Here is an 18,896-nt window from a genome sequence, read left to right on the forward strand (position 1 = left end):
CGTAGTCGAATTTTAGAATACATTGCAAGGAGAACTAACGCCACAATAGTTTTGTAACCGCTTTTAATTGTAGTTATTTCGATTAAGGAGGCATTATGTTGAAAAATTTACGAAAAATGTACATTTATGTGTTGACGTTTGTTTTGCTGTTTTCATTTCTTTCCCCAGTCAATCCTCAACAGACATTTGCTGCGGATGAGGTTATGGATGAATTTGATTTATTAAGACAAAAGTGGAGTGATATGCTCACGGGCGGCGTTGCTGATGCCGACGATCCGGATATCGCCGCGCAGATTGGCAATGTTGTAAGTGAAGTGCAGAATACTTCTTTCACCGGCTATTGGGATACGTTACAAACAGGTGCAAACCGGGATTCATGTGCTTGTTTGTGGACGGATTTGAGAGGAACAACGGTATCGGCGAATATCGTGAATAATTTTCGCCGCATCCGGGCGATGGCACTTGCCTATCAAACACCGGGCGCATCCAATGTAAACTCACCAGGATACAATCCCCTCTATCACAATGCAACTTTAAAAACAGATATCATCGAAGCGCTCGATTGGATGTACACCAACCGATATAATGAAAGAACATCTGCTTATAATAACTGGTATCATTGGGAAATGTCCGGGCCGATCAACCTGGAGGATGCAGTCGTACTAATGTACGACGAACTGCTGCCTACACAGATCACCAATTATATGAATGCGGTGAATCGTTTTGCACCCGACCCGAACCGTACGAACGGCAATACGGCGAACGGCGCGAATCGCGTGGAGAAGAGCTGGATTGTTGCCCTCAGAGGCATTATTATCAAGGATGCCGCCAAAGTGGCACAAGGGCGTGATGGTCTTAGCGATGCGACTACCTTGTCGACAAGGACTAATGGAGCCAGCAACGTCTTCAAGTATGTGAACGGAGGGGCCGGTATGCATCCGGACGGTTCATTTATTATGCATACCAATCACCCGTATAACGGTAATTATGGGACAACCTTTTTATCGCTGATCGTCCAAATGATGTATTTATTGAGCGGCTCCACGTGGGAGATTATGGATGAAAATGCATCCAACGTATATAAATGGGTTTATGATGCTTATGAACCGATTATTTATAACGGTGCTCTTATGGACATGGCACGTGGACGCACAATTTCATATAGCGGCGCAGATGATCATGCCTATGGTCATGTTGCGCTTAGGACCATTTTGCTCCTGAGCACATTTGCTCCATCTTCGGACGCCAATGCTTACAAAAGCATGGTCAAATATTGGATCAACGCTGATACGCATCTCAACTTTATGCAGATGAGCCCAATTTTCTATATCGTAATGGCCAGAACACTATTAATGAATGATTCAAGTGTAGTATCGAGAGGTGAACTGATCAAAAACAAGATATACACGCAAGCGGACCGTGCCGTCCATCTAAGTTCTGGCTATGGTTTCGGAATCGCGATGTCGTCCAGCCGAATTTCCCGCTATGAATCTTTAAACGGCGATAACCTGCATGGATGGCATATGGGTGACGGAGCTACTTATGTTTATACTGCGGATTCAAGCCAGTACAATGACAATTATTGGCCGACCGTGAATCCATACCGTCTGCCGGGAACTACCGTGGATGTTGGAACACTGGCAAATGCAGCTGGTCAAAGCACGACGACAAGCCATGATTGGGTAGGAGGCGTCTCCGACGGAACTTACGGCGCTGTAGGGATGCAGTGGAATGCGTACAATAGCAGCCTGACTGGGAAAAAATCTTGGTTCCTGTTCGATGACGAGGTTGTGGCTCTCGGGGCGGGCATTTCAAGTACATCCGGGCGGAGAATTGAAACGATTGTCGACAATCGGAAACTGAATGCGACCGGCAACAATGCATTCATCGTAGATGGTACAGCGCAATCGACCTCTTTAACCGAAGGAACGCAGACGTATTCCGGCGTAAATTGGTTGAACCTGGAGGGCAACGTCCCAGGGGCAAATATTGGCTATTATTTCCCGGGCGGGACGTCCCTTAAAGGAGTTAGGGAAACCCGAACAGGTTCCTGGAGGAGTATTCAAAGCAGCTCCAGTTCGGCATTGACTTCTAACAACTACGAGACGTTCTGGTTTGATCATGGTATTGATCCGGCGGACACAACTTATGCCTATGCGATTCTTCCGAATTTCTTGGCTACCGAAACGGCTTCGTTTGCGAGCGATCCGGATTTTACGATCGTCGAAAATTCGCCTGAAGCGCAGGCCGTACAAGAAAATTCGCTGAATCTTCTTGCCGTGAACTTCTGGAATACGATGACGAAAACGGTTGGATCCATTACCAGTGATAACAAAGCTTCCGTCTTGCTTAACGAAACAACGGATGCGGTAGATATTTACGTGTCGGACCCGACACAATCAAATCCAGAGAGTGTCAACTTTGAAATCAATAACAGCTCGTCTGGCATTCTCTACGCCGATCCTAACATTACGGTTACGCAACTCAGTCCTACCATTAAGTTTTCCGTAAATGTGAATGGAAGTAAAGGAAAGACGTTCCATGCCCGCTTCAATCTGGGGGCGGCTACCACTCCTGTAGCGCCAACTTTAAACAACGCCGAACCCGTAGCGAGCGGACAAATCGCTTTGGCGTGGTCACATGCCGAAGGCGCGGCAGGGTATAAAGTCAAGTACGGGACTGCACCGGGCAGCTATACGAACGTTGTGGACATGGGCTTGGCGACAAATGGAACGGTTTCCGGACTGACGAATGGATTGACCTACTATTTTGTTGTATTCGCTTACAGTTCAGCAGGAGAAAGCGGAAATTCAAATGAGGAAAGCGCAGACCCGATCATTATGTTTGTGCTTCAGCCAGATGCGGATGCATTTGTTCGCGACGGTACCCCAGGGACAAATTACGGAACAGATCCAACGCTTGTTACGAAAAAGAATACGTCCGGCGTTAACCGGGAAACGTTTCTTCGCTTCGACTTGTCCTCGTTGACGGGGACGGTGCAGAGCGCCAAAATCAGATTGATTCCCGTAAGCGTCGGGTCGTCAAGCACAACAAACCGAGCCCATTTTATCACTAATAACGCGTGGGGAGAGACGACCCTCACATGGAGCAATCGACCTGCTGCAGGAACTCTTCTTTCCAGTTGGTCGTCGATGTCCGTCGGAAAGCCAATTGAGATCGACGTAACGACCCAGGTTAACGATGCATTGTTCACCGATCAAAAAATCAGTATCGGCGTTTATTCGCCGATTGACGTCGGTCATGCTGGAGATATTATATACGGCTCCAAAGAGCAAACAATGGCTGCCAACCGTCCACAATTGATCATAACGCAGGCGGAGCCTATCGTGCCTGCAGCGCCAACCCTGGTCAGCGCTGAACCCGTAGCAAGCGGACAAATCTCATTGGCATGGTCACAGGCCGAAGGAGCTACAGGGTATAAAGTCAAGTACGGGACCGCGCCGGGCAGCTATACGAACGTTGTCGACATGGGCATGGCGACAAATGGAACGGTTACCGGACTGACGAATGGATTGACCTACTATTTTGCCGTATCCGCCTACAGCACAGCTGGCGAAAGTGGAAATTCGAATGAGGAAAGCGCCTACATGATTATAATGATCCAGCCGGAGGCGGATGCTTTTGTACGCGACGGAACTCCAAGCACGAATTATGGATCGGATCCGGGGCTTGTAACCAAGAAAAGTACGTCTGGCGTTAATCGGGAGTCGTTTCTACGCTTCGACTTGTCCTCGTTGACGGGGACGGTGCAGAGCGCTAAAATCAAGCTGATTCCCGTAAGCGTCGGATCGTCAAGCACAACAAACCGAGCCTATTTTATTACTGATAACACATGGGGAGAGACGACCCTCACATGGAGCAATCGACCCGCTGCAGGCATTCTTCTGTCCAGCTGGTCATCGATGTCCGTCGGAACGCCAATTGAAATCGACGTAACGACCCAGGTTAACGATGCATTGTTCACCGATCAAAAAATCAGTATCGGCGTTTATTCGCCGACCAACGTCGGTTCCGCCGGAGACATCATTTACGGCTCCAAAGAGCAAACGACGGCTGCCAACCGTCCGCAATTGATCATAACGCAGGCGGAGCCTATCGTGCCTGCAGCGCCAATCCTGGTCAGCGCTGAACCCGTAGCAAGCGGACAAATCTCATTGGCATGGTCGCAGGCCGAAGGAGCTACAGGGTATAAAGTCAAGTACGGGACCACGCCGGGCAGCTATACGAACGTTGTCGACATGGGCATGGCGACAAATGGAACGGTTACCGGACTGACAAACGGCATGACCTACTATTTTGCCGTATCCGCCTACAGCACAGCTGGCGAAAGTGGAAATTCGAATGAGGAAATCGCAGACCCGATCAATATGATTACGCTCCAGCCGGAGGCGGATACTTTTGTTCGGGACGGAACTCCAAGCACGAATTATGGATCGGATCCGGGGCTTGTAACCAAGAAAAGTACGTCTGGCGTTAATCGGGAATCGTTTCTACGCTTCGACTTGTCCTCGTTGACGGGGACGGTGCAGAGCGCCAAAATCAGGTTGATTCCCGTAAGCGTCGGATCGTCAAGCACAACAAACCGAGCCCATTATATCGCCAATAATACATGGGGAGAGACGACCCTCACATGGAGCAATCGACCCGCTGCAGGCACTCTTCTGTCCAGCTGGTCATCGATGTCCGTCGGAACGCCAATTGAAATCGACGTAACGACCCTGGTTAACAATGCTTTGCTCAACGATCAAAAAATCAGTATCGGCGTTTATTCGCCGACCAACGTCGGTTCCGCCGGAGACATCATTTACGGCTCCAAAGAGCAAGCGACGGCTGCCAACCGTCCGCTTATGATCATTACGCAATAAAGGTTATTCTTAAGATTTGAAATAAAAAAAGACCTGGTTCGAGATATGCGCGCCAGGTCTTTTTTTATTCTGATTTAATATACCGTTGGACTGTTGAATAAAGTCGATTTCTCTCACTAGCTTGCTTGATTTCCCTCATTCCTTGATGACCGACTACTAGGTAAAATAACCAATATGACTGATTTCAAGGAGGGTGTAATGCATAAGCATAAGCATAAGCTTGAGCTTCTAAAGCAAAGTGCTCGAAGTCCCTTTTTTCGTGAGGCGATGGAGGCACTTGGCTGCAAAGCGCTTGAGCCGGGTGCACTGCTAGATACGTTTTCTCCGCTACGTGAAGATTTATTGGATAGAGATTTAAAGTAAAAACAAGCAACACGATTTTTCCAAACTGAACTATTATGGGGGTACGGATATGACAAACAGATATTTTAATTATGAAGGCTACCGTACGAAAGAAATTTCTTTCCCGCTTGGTGGGATTGGCAGTGGCTGCATTGGCTTAGCAGGGAATGGAAGACTTATCGACTGGGAAATATTTAACCGTCCCAATAAAATGAGTCATAACGGTTTTTCGTTCTTTGCCATCAAAGCGGAATCTGAAGGTTCAGTAAAATTGGCCAAGGTGCTCCACGGAGACCAACTGCCTTCCTATACAGGGGAAGGTAGGGGCGTCTATGAAGGCTACGGTTACGGTCCGCGAAGAGAAAACATGTCAGGGTTTCCTCACTTCAGTAACACGTCATTCAAAGGAGAATTTCCTTTCGCTGAAATTACTTATGATGACGAAGGAGATCCTGTCACTGTTAAATTAACAGCGTTCAACCCATTGATTCCATTAAATGATAAAGATTCATCATTACCCGCAGCGGTCTTTACTTTTGAAGTGTGCAACCGAACGCTTGAACCTCTCGATATCAGTTTAGTTGGAAATGTATCAAATCCGTTTAAAAAAGGGGCAATAAACACTTATTTTGATCAAAACTCGTTCAAAGGATTTAAACTTCATTCCAATTCCTACAAGGAAGACGATCCGGAATACGGAGATATAACGCTTAGTACAGACGGAGAAGACATCAGCTACCAGAGTTATTGGTATCGGGGAGGCTGGTTCGATAATCTAACTGTTTTCTGGAAGGACTTCACGACACCTGGGAAGTTTCAAGAACGATTCTATCCATATGATCGAAATTTGGATGATGAAAGGGCACATCAGAAACGGCGCGACGTTTGTTTACTTAGTAACCACAAATCTCTTGCACCGGGTGAAAAAGGAATGTTCACATTTATTCTTTCGTGGAATATTCCAAATTATATAAATTATTGGAATCCCGGAGAAGGGTGCCGCGAGCCTAGTTGTACAATGCCAAGCTGGAAAAATTATTATAGTTTGTTGTTTGCCGACTCTACTGAAACGTCAAAATATATTTTTGCCAATTATGATCGCTTGTATAAAAAGACCAGTTTGTTTAAACAATTGCTGTTCCAGTCTAGTTTTCCACAGTATGTACTTGATGCAATATCCGCAAACATTTCGATTCTGAAATCGCCAACGGTGCTTCGATTGCCGGACGGTACGTTATACGGGTTCGAAGGATGTCATTCGGATGAAGGTTCATGCGAAGGATCTTGTACTCATGTATGGAATTATGAACAGGTTACGCCATTTTTATTTCCCGGATTGGCCCGTTCGATGCGAAACATCGATTACTCGGCCGCTCAGTTTCCTAATGGGAAAATGGCGTTCCGCTTATTGCTGCCTCCTGAGCGGACAACGACGGAAATATCACATAACACGGGTACCAAGCAGCGAGCTGCGGCAGACGGTCAAATGGGGGGAATCATGAAAGTATACCGGGAATGGAAAATTTCCGGGAATACGGAGTGGTTAAAGAGTATTTGGCCTGAAGTAAAGAAAGCGTTGGAATATGCCTGGGATACGACAAATGAAGATTGGTGGGATCGCGACAAAGACGGTGTGATGGAAGGCGAGCAGCACCATACACTTGACGTAGAAATTTATGGTCCAAACTCTTATATTACAGGACTTTATCATGGAGCATTACTTGCGGCTTCGCTAATGGCGGATGCTCTTGGCGACAAATCCGGTTTAATATACCGGGAGATGTATGAAATTGGCCGAAAATGGATGGATGATAACTTGTTCAATGGTGAGTATTTCTACCAAAAGATCGATCTGCAGGACTCGCGATTCCCAGTCGATCCTGAACTCGGTGAAATTAAATATCAAATTGGTGAAGGATGTCACATCGATCAGGTATTGGGGCAATGGCATGCCCATATTATCGGACTCGGTTATATTATTGACCAGCAAAAAGTGAGAAAATCGGTAGAGTCGATCTACAAATATAATTTTATCAATTGTTTGCGAGATTATCCTAACGCTTGCCGCATTTACGGATTAAACGACGAACAGGGACTGTTAATTAGCACTTGGCCCAAAGGAAATAGTCCAAAGGTGCCCGTACCCTATGCAGATGAATGTATGAACGGCTTCGAATATCAGGCGGCATGCCACATGATTTATGAAGGCATGATCGATGAAGGCTTAGAATGTGTGAAAGCGATTCGACATCGGTACGACGGGGAGCGCAGAAATCCATGGAATGAATTCGAATGTGGGAGTAATTACGTCAGATCTATGGCCTCCTATTCCCTGTTGCTTGCATTAAGTGGCTTCGAATATGATATGACGGAAGGGTATATCGGATTTAATCCAGTTATCAATTGCAGTGATTTTTCCACTTTCTGGTCTTTGAATGAAGGGTGGGGACAATTTACTCATCATGAGGGTAAATTGGAGTTCTCGGTTAAGTACGGTCGAATCGGTTTGAACAAGTTCCGCTCCGAAATACTCGAAGGCAAAGAGATAAGGGGCATCACAGTAGCAGGAAGGACGATATCCTATGTTCGGGATGGAATTGTTATTTGTTTTAATGAAGTTGCGATTCTAAAGGAAGATGAATCGATAACAATCACCATTTGACCGAATCTCTTTTTACTATTTCCATTTAAGCAGAGGATTTAAGTATTCTAACTCATGTAGATTCACCAGTATGCATTCTCTGCAAAATCTCTAAAAAACAAAAATCCCCGTGAACCCAGTAATAGCAAGGGATCGCGGGGATTTCTCTATTCATCTAATTCATTCTTATGCAACGTAGCCGAGAAGCCTTTATCAGAAAAATTAACCACATACCAGGCTGTTACATATGCACTATGGATGAAGATTACCTTCGGAACAGTCACATGGCAGCTTTTGTTCAACTAACGGGCACGTCCGAAAAGTTCTGCTATAAGCGCCAGAGCGTGAAAGCAGGAGATTATTAATTATCCGCAAGCCCCAAAAATCAAGCTGGTCATGGACAATTTTAACACGCATTCCATAGCGTCTCTTTACCAAGCACGTATCAAACTAATACGACTTTACCCACGGGTACTATGATAATGGGAGCCGGATGAGCTGAGAGGTTCACGTCCGGTTCTGAGAGGGCCTGAGGGTGCAATTCCCTCGGGCTACTTACCGCAAATATCTTCGTTGCCAGTAAACGTGCGGGTGAACGCGTCATGGATTCGGTAACACGCTTCGTAGAAGGAAAGCTGAAACTGAAAGTGAATCGTTAGAAAAGCGCTGTAGACCGCCCATGGAATCGTAAGTTCCTCGGATTCAGTTTTCTGAGGGACAAGAACGCGACGATTCGATTAGCCCCTCAAACGATTTCGCGATTCAAAGAGAAGGTGCGAGAACTGACGAACCGGACGCGATCGATGTCTATGGAGAACAGGATTATGCAATTAAACCGCTATCTCATCGGCTGGATTGGCTATTTCCGGTTAGCCTCGGCGAAAGGTCACTGCGAGAAATTCGACCAGTGGATTCGCCGCAGACTACGCATGTGTCTTTGGAAGCAATGGAAACGGGTGCGCACCCGAATCCGTGAGCTCCGAGCACTTGGGGTCCCAGAATGGGCATGCCGCGTTATGGCTAGGCTAATTCCAGGCGAGGAACGTGGGAAATGTCTCGAAACACTAATAACGCCCTTCCGACATGCTATTGTCCGCATCAAGTTACCAAAAATGGTCATCGGACTACCCTATCTATACGCGGGCCCGGATTTTACAATAAAATGGAGCATCAATAGAGTATTGCAAGTCAATCAACGGCTGGCCCATTAAGATTATTTTGCATCCATTACTTGACGGCAAAGGAGAATCCCATGAAACATGAAGCATCGGCCGATATCGTAATTATTGGAGGAGGAACTGGCGGCGTCGCCGCGGCGCTCGCTGCCGCCAAATCCGGCAAACGCGTCATCATGACGGAGGAAACGGAATGGATCGGCGGCCAGTTGACCAGCCAAGCCGTGCCGCCGGACGAACATCCATGGATTGAAAGCTTTGGCTGCACGAGCAGCTACCGGGCGTTCCGCGAAGGCGTTCGTCAATATTATCGCGATGCCTTCCCGATGAAGGGGGAGGCACGGGCGAATGCGCGGCTGAACCCGGGGGGAGGAACCGTCAGTCGGCTGTGTCATGAGCCCCGCGCGGCGCTTGCCGTGCTGGAACGACAGCTGGCTCCGTACGTCCATGGCGGTCAATTGACCATATGGCGCAGGCATGTGCCTGTGGCTGCGGAAACATCGGGAGACGATATCGTCTCCGTGACGGTACGAAGCTTGGACAGCGGGAGAACGCTCCGCCTGACGGCGCCGTACTTCATCGATGCGACGGAATGCGGCGATCTGCTTCCGCTCGCGGGAGTGGAATACGTGACGGGAGCCGAATCGCGCAAGGAAACGGGTGAGCCTCACGCGGTTGAAGGAGAGGCCCGGCCCCAGAACATGCAGGGCTTCACCTATTGTTTCGCAATGGATTATATAGAAGGAGAAGACCACACGATCGACCGCCCGGAGCAATATGAGTTCTGGAAGCAGTACAAAGCCGATTTCTGGCCGGATCGTCTGCTCAGTTGGACCGGAGTCAAGCCTTCAACCAATCAGCCGGTGCAATACGAGCTGTTCCCGGGGCATGAACGATTCTCGCTGTTCCGTTATCGTCAGATCGCGGACAAAGACCATTTTGCGGTAGGTGTCTACCCAGGTTCCATCTCGCTCGTTAACTGGCCGCAGAACGATTATTGGCTCGGATCCATCATCGACGTGGAGCCGGAGGAGCGGCAGCGTCACCTGGAATCGGCCAAGCAGCTCAGTTTGTCCTGGCTCTACTGGCTGCAGACCGAGGCGCCGCGGCCGGATGGCGGAACGGGTTATCCGGGGCTTAGGCTGCGGCCGGACGTCGTCGGAACGGAGGATGGTCTTGCCATGTATCCGTATATCCGGGAGTCCCGGCGCATTAAAGCGGAATTTACCATATTAGAGCAGCATGTGGCAACGGATTGCCGTCCCGACGGGAAAGCGGAGCCATTCCACGACACGGTTGGCATAGGCTGTTACCGAATCGACTTGCATCCCAGCACGGAGAACAAACCATATATCGACATTTCTTCGCTGCCGTTCCAGATCCCGCTGGGAAGTCTTATACCCGTTCGCGTCCGCAATTTGTTGGCCGGGGCCAAGAACATCGGCGTTACCCATATAACGAACGGCTGCTATCGCCTTCATCCGATCGAATGGAATATCGGCGAAGCGGCAGGTTACTGCGCCAGCTTCTGCCTGGACCGCGGCTTGAAGCCGCATGACGTAAGGGCTGGCGCGGCTGCCTTGTCCGATTATCAACAACTGTTGGTTGCCGAGGGGATCGAGCTGGAATGGCCGGCTCTGCGCCACGTGTAACCGTCAATTCTACGAAGAGGTGAACCCTGATGAGCAAACCTGTCAGAATCGGCGTAATCGGAGCCGGCTCCATATCGGAAATGCATCTTGGCTCTTATAACAAAAACAAAGACGCGGCGATCGTTGCCGTCTGCGATCTGAAGGAAGAACGCGCGAAAGCAAAAGCGGAAAAATACGGCATACCCCATATCTATACCGACTATCGCGAGCTGCTCGCCAATCCGGAGATTGATGCGGTCAGCATCTGCACATGGAACAACTCCCATGCGGAGATCAGCATCGCGGCGCTGCAAGCGGGCAAGCATGTGCTTTGCGAGAAGCCGCTGAGCAAAACGGTAGAGGAAGCGCTTGCGGTCGAGCAAGCCGTCAAGACATCCGGCAAGACGCTGCAGGTGGGTTTCGTGCGACGCTATGCTTCCAATACCCGCATCGTCAAGTCTTTCATGGAGAGCGGGGATATCGGCCAGGTCTATTACGCCAAGGCTTCCTGCATTCGCAAGCTGGGTAATCCAGGCGGTTGGTTCGCCGATGCGGAGCGCTCCGGCGGCGGCCCTCTGATCGACATCGGCGTGCACGTCATCGACTTGTGCTGGTACTTGATGGGACGGCCGAAGGTCAAGTCGATCAGCGGCAATACGTACAACAAGCTCGGCAATCGCTCCAACGTCAAAAACCTGAAATTCTATAAAGCGGCCGACTACGACGCCAATCTAAATACGGTCGAGGATATGGCCAATGCGCTGATCCGCTTCGAGAACGGCGCGTCGCTCCTTGTGGAGGTCAGCTTTACGCTGCACGCCAAGACGGACGAGCTGACCGTCAAGCTTTACGGAGAGAAGGGCGGCGTGGAGCTGGAGCCGGAGCTGACTCTCATTATGGAGAAACACGACACGATTCTGAATGCCACGCCTCAGATCGACAACTTGTCCTTCGAGTTCGTGCAGGGCTTCCAGGACGAAATCGACTACTTCCTGGGCGTATGTCAGGGCAGCCATGCGACGCTGAGCCCGGTCGAGGACGGCGTGGAAATGATGAAAATATTATGCGGCGTTTACGAATCCGCTTCTCAAGGCAAAGAGATCCATTTCGAATAGGGGAGAATAGGCAGTCATGGGCGTAACCATAGAGAATCCGATTGGCGTCATCGTGGACAGCTTCGGCGTCGGTTTGAGAGAAGGTCTTGTGAAAGCGAAGGATGCGGGCGCCGATGGCGTGCAAATCTATGCGGTGTCGGGAGAGATGGATCCTTCCAATCTTAGTCCCGCCGCCCGCAAGGAATTAAAGGCCTACATCTCGTCGCTGGGACTGGAAATCAGCGCCTTATGCGGCGATTTGGGTGGCCATGGCTTCCAGGACAAGTGCGTTAATCCGGAGAAGATAGAGAAGTCCAAGCGTATATTGGATTTGGCGCTTGACCTGGGTACTCGGGTCGTGACAACCCATATCGGCATCGTGCCGGATGATTCGGGCAGCGAAATCTATGCTGTTATGCAAGGAGCTTGCCGCGAGCTAAGCGAATACGCGAGAAGCATGGACGCTTATTTTGCCATCGAGACGGGTCCCGAGACCGCTCATCATCTTAAGAGCTTCCTGGATACGCTTGGCGGCAAAGGCGTATCGGTCAACTTCGATCCGGCGAACATGGTGATGGTGACCGGAGACGATCCTGCGGAGGGCGTCAGGCTGCTGAAGGACTACATCGTCCATACGCATGTCAAGGACGGCATCCGCATCAAGGAAGTAGATTCCCGCATGGTATACGGTGCGTTAGGCTACGAGCCGATGGATCATGCCAAAATCGCGGAAATGGTCAGCTCCGGCGAATTTTTCCGCGAGCTACCTTTAGGCGAAGGAGACGTCGGCTTCGACCGATACTTTACGGCTTTGAAGGAAAGTGGTTATAATGGTTACCTGACGATCGAACGAGAAGTCGGCACCCAGCCGGAATCCGATATTCGGAAAGCGGTCGAATTTATTAAACGTTATCAATAAAGGAATATAGGAATACATTCCGAATCCCGTGAAAAGGCTGTTGCTTTTCACGGTTTTTCGATATTGGATTGGAACCGCTTTTTTTCATGTCGTATAATATTACATTAAATATGAATTATCTGTATATTTATTAAAATACATCTAATATATCAATATTCATGTTAATATAGTTTACAAAATGCGGGTTGGAGAATGATGGGCGAAGACCAAGTGCCGATGATAGAGCGTCTGGATGAACGAATGGCCGTGGGAAATTCGGTTGGCTCCGGCGCCGGACAGGATGGAATCGTCTGGCATAATCCGCGAGAGAGGCCATTCCGTATATCCGGGTTTCCGTGGTTCGAACGGGAACGCTTGTACCGGCGCATGCCGCGCCATCCCGCCGAGAAGCATCCGGAAGCGGTGACTGGCTTGCCGATTGCACGGCCGGCGGGGCCATTGCCTTCTCGACGGATTCCGAGGAGATCCATATCCGGGCCGTCTTGAGCGGCGCGGCGGACATGTACCCATATGGCGCCGACGGGGCAGTGCGGATTCGACTGTTACATCGGGCAGCCCGGCGAGCAGAAATTCGCGGGGACGGCGTCCTTCCGTCCGGGTCAAACGGAATTCGTTTCACTGATGCATCGGAATAAGGACCGGCGTCATCTTCAAGTCACCTTGTTTTTCCCGTTGTATCAAAGCGTTGCCGATGTCAGGGTCGGATTAAAGAGCGAGGCTTGCCCGGCAGAGCCCAGTCCAAACGACGGTGAAGGCAGGATCATTATCTACGGATCCTCCATCACGCAAGGCGGCTGCGCATCGCGTCCGGGCATGGCCTACCCCGCGCAGCTCGGCAGGTCCGTCAATCTTAAGATTCTGAATCTCGGATTCTCGGGCAATGGCAAGGGAGAACCGGAAGTGGCGCGCGTTATAGCGGGCATAGAACGGCCGGCCGCATTGCTGCTGGATTACGAGGCAAATTGCGGCGGTCTGACTGGATTCGCCATGATGGCCGAGGTGTTGCTGCCCGAGCTGTGGAGAATCTTGGGCACGGAGAAGTAGCCGCCGAATCGGAGTCGTTAAGGAGCAGGAGCGGATGGCGGATGGCGGATGGCGGATGGTGGATGGGCACTTAGGCGCGCATGAATCAAGAGATATGGAGGGGAACTATGGGACGTAACAAGAAGGTGCTGTTGTTTGCCGCGGCGGCGATGACCATTCTGGCATCGGGCTGCCATCCTTCGGAACAGCCGGCGTCGATTCAGCAAAGCCGCATTCCGATATCCATGGTCATCAACAAACTCGGCATGACGTTTCCCGACGGCATGGACGAGAACGAGAACCCCTATATTCACTATATCAGGGAACAAACGAATCTTGATTTGCGGGTCAACATTCCGCCCGAGGAAGTCTATGAGGAGAAACTCAACGTCATCATGGCTTCCGGCAGCCGGCCCGACCTCATTCACAGCTTCAACCCGGTTTGGTTCGACGAATACGTGAAAAAAGGAGCTTTCCTGCCGTTGGACGATTATATCGAGCAATACGGGCAGGATCTCAAACAATTGATTCCGGAGGAAGCCTGGGAGCGCATGCGTTATAACGGGAAGATCTACAGCATTCCAAGCCTTACTGAGGTGCAGGGCATAGAGCTGATGTACGCGAGGAAAGACTGGCTGGACAACCTGGGACTGGAGCCGCCCGAGACGTTGGATGAATATTACGAGGTCATTCGGGCCTTCGCCCAGGATGATCCTGACCAGAACGGATTGAACGACACGATCGGTCTGATTCTAATGGAGGATATGGGGCGCGCAGCGCCTTTCTTCGGCGCATTCGGCGTGCAGCCGGGATTATGGCTGGAGAGGGACGGCAAGCTGGCGAACGGCAGCACTTTGCCCGAGACGAAGGAAGCGCTTGCGTTCCTCGCCAAGCTCTATCGCGAGGGGCTGATGGATCCGGTATTCCCGCTGAACCGCAATAATATGTTCATCGAGAAGATTGCGAACGGGCAGGTCGGCATGTTCTCGGCCACTTGGTACGATACGCGTGGCCCGATCGCCCAGAACAAAAAGAAGGATCCCAACGCGGAGTGGATTCCGCTGGCTTACCCCGTCGGCCCCCGCGGAGACAGCGGCGTATACGACAAGGATCTTATCCGCGGCTACAACGTGGTGCCCGCAGGCACCGCGCATCCCGAAGAAGTGGTGAAGCTCCTCAATTTTATCGCGGGTGCAGGAAGAGAAGTGTTGAGACTTGGCTTCGAAGGAGAAATATGGAATATCGTAGAGGGCAAAATGGTCACCAATTTCGAAGAACACGACAAACATTTGTACCGAGGCATCTATCAATCGCTGGTCGACGTCATCGATCCGGTCATGGCCAAAACGCGCCTGGATTCCTTGGGAGACTTCCATCTGTACGAAAATTTGCAGATTATTGAACAAAATCTGATCCGAAACGAGTTCTACGGCAACCCAACGCCGGCGATGAGCAAGTACAGCGGCCAACTGGAGGAATTGCAAAACATCTTCACGAGCATCGTACTAGGAATTGTTCCTCTGGATCGGTTCGATTCGTTCGTCGAGGAGTGGAAACGGGAGGGCGGCGACAAGGTAACGGACGAGGTTAACCGCTGGAGGGACGCGCGCCCGCAAAGTGAAGAGGAGGGCGGGTCATGAGGAATCCCTTCGTCTGGTTTCAGGAACGCTTCTCCCGCAAAATCCAGTTCCGGCTTACAAGCGCGTTCCTGCTTATCCTGCTTCCGCTGGTCGTGGTGAGCTTGTTCGCCATAGACCGCTCCCGCGTCATCCTGCACGACCAGGCGGTGGAGCGTTCGGAGAGCGCCTTGAATTCGGCGATGGATTACATCGACCTGACGTTGCAGAACGTGGAGGAGATTTCCACGCTGATCGCGACGGACCCGGCATTCATCAACCTGCTTGGGGAGAACGGCGCGGAGCTCTCTCCGGCGTCGATCGTCGATTTTTCTCAGCTGCTTAAGCAGCTGTCGAACGTCAACTCCATTAATCATATCGTGTCGCAGATCTCCTTGTACCACCAACCGTCCCATATGATGATATCCACCCATTATGGCGGCAGGAGGCTGAACGAAGCCGGACAGCAGCAATGGCTGGAGAATACCGCGATCACGAGCGGAACGGAAATCGCGTATTTGCTGGCGGATGAGCCGATCGGTAGCGGCGCGACCTTCGGCAGCCTCGTGAATACGGACAGCGTCTCGCTGCTCCGCACGATGGACTTGTACAACAACAATCGGCGCGCGGATGTCGTCATTATTACGCTGGACAAGAGCAAGCTGACCAAGCTGATGAAGTCGCTGCTTCCGTCGACCGCCGCGTCCATCTACTTGCATAGCGATTCGGGCAAGCTCGTCGTCGGAACGGGCAATTTGGACGGCGGAGGGAACGGCATGCAGGATGCGGGAGAGATGCCCGGACTTCCCCGGATCACGGATTCGGAGATGACGGTATCCATCGATTCGCAATACTCCAAGTGGAAACTCACGCTGATCCAGCCCAAGAAGGAGCTCTACGCCAAGACGGATCAGCTCCGGTTATATACGATCGCCATTATTATCGTCAGCGTACTGCTCGCGCTCGGCATCTCCTGGGTGGTGTATATCGGCATCGCATCGCCCGTGGACAAGCTGTTCAAGGGGATGAAGCGGCTCGGAACGGGCAATATGAACGTGCAACTGGAGAATAAGCGCAAGGACGAGCTGGGTTATTTGACGGAGGCGTTCAACCGGATGGTGGTGGATCAGAGAAGAATGATCGAGGAGCACTACGAACAGCAGCTTCGGCTGGCGAAGACGGAACTTCAATTTCTGCAGACGCAGATTAATCCGCATTTCCTATACAATACGCTGGATTCCATCAACTGGACCGCCAAAAATTACGAAGCGGAGGAAATCAGCGAGATGGTGCTGAACCTGTCGCGCTTCTTCAGGCTCAGCTTGAACAAGGGCAAGGACGTGTTCACCTTGGACGAAAGCTTGTCGCATCTGCATTATTACATTCGCATTCAGCAAATCCGATTCATGGACAGCTTCGACGTGGAGTACGACATTGCGGAGGAGAGCAGGTCCGTACCGCTTCTGAAGCTGCTGCTGCAGCCGTTGATCGAAAATGCGATTCTGCATGGCATGGAAGGGAAGGCAGAGGACGGGAAATTGCTTGTATCCAGCCGGATCGAGGACGGGGAAACGTTATGCGTGAGCGTTCGGGACAACGGGCAAGGCATCGAGCCAGAGCGGGTGCTGTATATCCGGGAGGAGCTCGAGCGGATGGGGCGTCGGGCGAACAAACTCTTCGCTCCCGAAGACGAGGGAACGGCCGATCTGTTCGGCCTGCGCAATGTGATGACTCGCCTCCTGCTGTACTACGGTCATGAAGCCAAGCTTGACATCGAGAGCGTCAAGGGGAGCGGAACGGTGGTCACCTTGTCGCTGCCGCTTGCGCAATGCAAGGAGACGTTCCGAATGCCGCCGCATCCTATGATGGCGGTGAAAGGAGAGAAATCGGCATGAACCTGATGATCGTGGAGGATGAGCTGAGACTCAGATTAGGACTCGCCAACAATATTCCTTGGGAGGAGCACGGGATCGAGGTCGTCGGTCTGGCCGCCAACGGCGTAGAAGCGCTTGCCTTGGCCCAGCGCAAGCGGCCCGACATTATGTTGATCGACGTGCAGATGCCGGAGATGGACGGCCTGACGCTGGTCCGCAAGCTGAGGGAGCGGCAGGAGGGCGGTTCGCTCCTGAAGCTGATCATATTAAGCGGCCATGACAATTTTAGCTTTGCGCAAGACGCGATGGCTTCCGGCGTTTCGCAATATTTGCTGAAGCCCGCCGCCGAGGAGGAAATATTGGGAGCCGTGCTGGAAGCGGCGAGACAGCTCCGCGAGGAGATGGAGCAGTGGAGGGAGCAGGCCGAGCTGAAAGTAAAGTGGCTGGCTCATTTGCCGCATCTTCAAAGCGGCTTTATCCGGCAATGGGCGAGCGGCTCGTATCATGAAGACGAAGTGCTGCGCAGAAGCAGGGAATTCCAAATCGGGCTTGCCGCGGAGGATCGGATCGCGGTCGCCGTGCTGGATATCGACCCGCTCTCGCGGGAAGACGGCCGTTATCGGCCGGAGGATGCGCCGATGTGGCATTTCTCGCTGCAATGTCTGGCGAAGGAGCTGCTGCCGCCTCCGTCTTGCTGGGTCTGTCCCGATCATCAGGGATATACGCTCCTCGTATTCGTGCTGCCGGAGGACGAGAGTCCTGGCGAATCCGCCATGCGCGTGCAGTCATCCGTCGTGCAGCTGCTCTCCCGAACGCGCGAGACGTTAGGTTTGACGGCAAGCGCGGGGATTTGCTCGGCCGCAGGCGCAATCGGCGAGATGAGCGTATTGTACGCCGAGGCATGCCGGGCGCTGAGGGAGAGAATCGTGTACGGCTGCGATATCGCCATTCCTTACCGGGAGCCGAGTCTGAAGGAGCAGGGCGTTCAAGTGCAGCAGAGCTTGGAGAAGGCGCTGGAGATTGCGCTGGACACGGCCGATGAATCCAATGCGGTAGAGGCGCTGCGAGAGCTGTGGGACAAGTGCATGGAACAGGCGGAGAACGCCGACGAGGTGCATGAAGCCGTTCTTTATTTGAGCAGTCTGTACGTCCGGATGATTCAGAAGCAAGGCTGGCGGATCGGGAGCGTAGCGGGAGAGGATATGACATACTTCCAGAATATACGGCTGCTGACGACGAAGGAACAAATTCTGTCCTGGCTGATTCGCCTGACGGGAAGGATCTGCGCCTATTTGCAGCAGCAGCGCAAGACGACGAGCAACGGCGTGGTGCGCTCCATTTTGTCCATCGTCAACGAAGAAATCGATCAGGATATTACCCTTCATACCGTAGCGGACCGGCTGTTCGTTAATTCGTCTTATCTAAGCCGGTTGTTCAAGCAGGAGACGGGAGTGCCGTTCTCGACCTACGTGCTGGAACGCAAGATGGAACGCGCGAAGAGCATTCTTCAGGACGGGGGGAAAGTGTACGATGCGGCGCGCTTGGTCGGCTACCGGGACGTCAGTTATTTTACAAAGGTGTTCCGTAAGTATTGGGGCGTCAATCCGGGAGGCGTCAAGGTTTAACGTTTGATTTTATTTTGGCGTGGCATGTAACGTGACATCATTTTTCTCTGAAAATATAAACCTAATAACC

11 protein-coding genes and 2 pseudogenes are annotated in these 18,896 nt (G+C 51.4%); all 13 read left to right on the forward strand.

The window, feature by feature from the left end; genetic code table 11:
• Window positions 1–95: 95 nt before the first annotated feature.
• Window positions 96–4,886: a CBM96 family carbohydrate-binding protein gene (locus tag KJW29_RS07060; RefSeq protein ID WP_214629245.1), complete on the forward strand. Its 4,791-nt coding sequence runs from the start codon at window positions 96–98 to the stop codon at window positions 4,884–4,886.
• Window positions 4,887–5,084: 198 nt separating this feature from the next.
• Window positions 5,085–5,249 (forward strand): hypothetical protein, encoded by a 165-nt coding sequence (locus KJW29_RS07065; RefSeq protein ID WP_214629246.1) that lies wholly within the window; start codon window positions 5,085–5,087, stop codon window positions 5,247–5,249.
• Window positions 5,250–5,298: 49 nt separating this feature from the next.
• Entirely contained in the window at window positions 5,299–7,890 is a 2,592-nt protein-coding gene (locus KJW29_RS07070) for a GH116 family glycosyl-hydrolase (protein WP_214629247.1), read from the forward strand.
• A 542-nt stretch (window positions 7,891–8,432) separates the two neighbouring features.
• Window positions 8,433–9,046: pseudogene (locus KJW29_RS07075) on the forward strand (group II intron maturase-specific domain-containing protein); the annotation flags it as partial.
• A 75-nt stretch (window positions 9,047–9,121) separates the two neighbouring features.
• Window positions 9,122–10,696: an FAD-dependent oxidoreductase gene (locus KJW29_RS07080; RefSeq protein ID WP_214629248.1), complete on the forward strand. Its 1,575-nt coding sequence runs from the start codon at window positions 9,122–9,124 to the stop codon at window positions 10,694–10,696.
• A gap of 29 nt (window positions 10,697–10,725) precedes the next feature.
• On the forward strand, window positions 10,726–11,790 hold the full coding sequence (locus KJW29_RS07085; RefSeq protein ID WP_214629249.1) for a Gfo/Idh/MocA family protein: 1,065 nt from the start codon (window positions 10,726–10,728) through the stop codon (window positions 11,788–11,790).
• A gap of 16 nt (window positions 11,791–11,806) precedes the next feature.
• Window positions 11,807–12,688, forward strand: coding sequence for a sugar phosphate isomerase/epimerase family protein (locus tag KJW29_RS07090; protein WP_214629250.1), 882 nt, complete (start codon window positions 11,807–11,809; stop codon window positions 12,686–12,688).
• Between the two features lie 192 nt (window positions 12,689–12,880).
• Window positions 12,881–13,174, forward strand: coding sequence for a hypothetical protein (locus KJW29_RS36000; RefSeq protein ID WP_246608622.1), 294 nt, complete (start codon window positions 12,881–12,883; stop codon window positions 13,172–13,174).
• 21 nt (window positions 13,175–13,195) lie between these two features.
• A pseudogene (locus KJW29_RS36615) lies at window positions 13,196–13,396 on the forward strand (SGNH/GDSL hydrolase N-terminal domain-containing protein); the annotation flags it as partial.
• A gap of 57 nt (window positions 13,397–13,453) precedes the next feature.
• Window positions 13,454–13,732 carry an SGNH/GDSL hydrolase family protein gene (locus KJW29_RS36620; RefSeq protein WP_343222827.1) on the forward strand — a complete coding sequence of 93 codons (279 nt, stop codon included), beginning with the start codon at window positions 13,454–13,456 and terminating at the stop codon, window positions 13,730–13,732.
• Between the two features lie 107 nt (window positions 13,733–13,839).
• Entirely contained in the window at window positions 13,840–15,351 is a 1,512-nt protein-coding gene (locus KJW29_RS07105) for an extracellular solute-binding protein (protein ID WP_214629253.1), read from the forward strand.
• Window positions 15,348–17,222 (forward strand): sensor histidine kinase, encoded by a 1,875-nt coding sequence (locus tag KJW29_RS07110; RefSeq protein WP_214629254.1) that lies wholly within the window; start codon window positions 15,348–15,350, stop codon window positions 17,220–17,222. The genes KJW29_RS07105 and KJW29_RS07110 overlap by 4 nt, the downstream gene beginning before the upstream one ends.
• Window positions 17,219–18,826 carry a response regulator transcription factor gene (locus KJW29_RS07115; protein ID WP_214629255.1) on the forward strand — a complete coding sequence of 536 codons (1,608 nt, stop codon included), beginning with the start codon at window positions 17,219–17,221 and terminating at the stop codon, window positions 18,824–18,826. The genes KJW29_RS07110 and KJW29_RS07115 overlap by 4 nt, the downstream gene beginning before the upstream one ends.
• The last annotated feature ends 70 nt before the right edge of the window (window positions 18,827–18,896 follow it).

The organism is Paenibacillus agaridevorans, assembly GCF_018604145.1.
Taxonomy (GTDB): Bacteria; Bacillota; Bacilli; order Paenibacillales; family Paenibacillaceae; genus Pristimantibacillus; species Pristimantibacillus agaridevorans.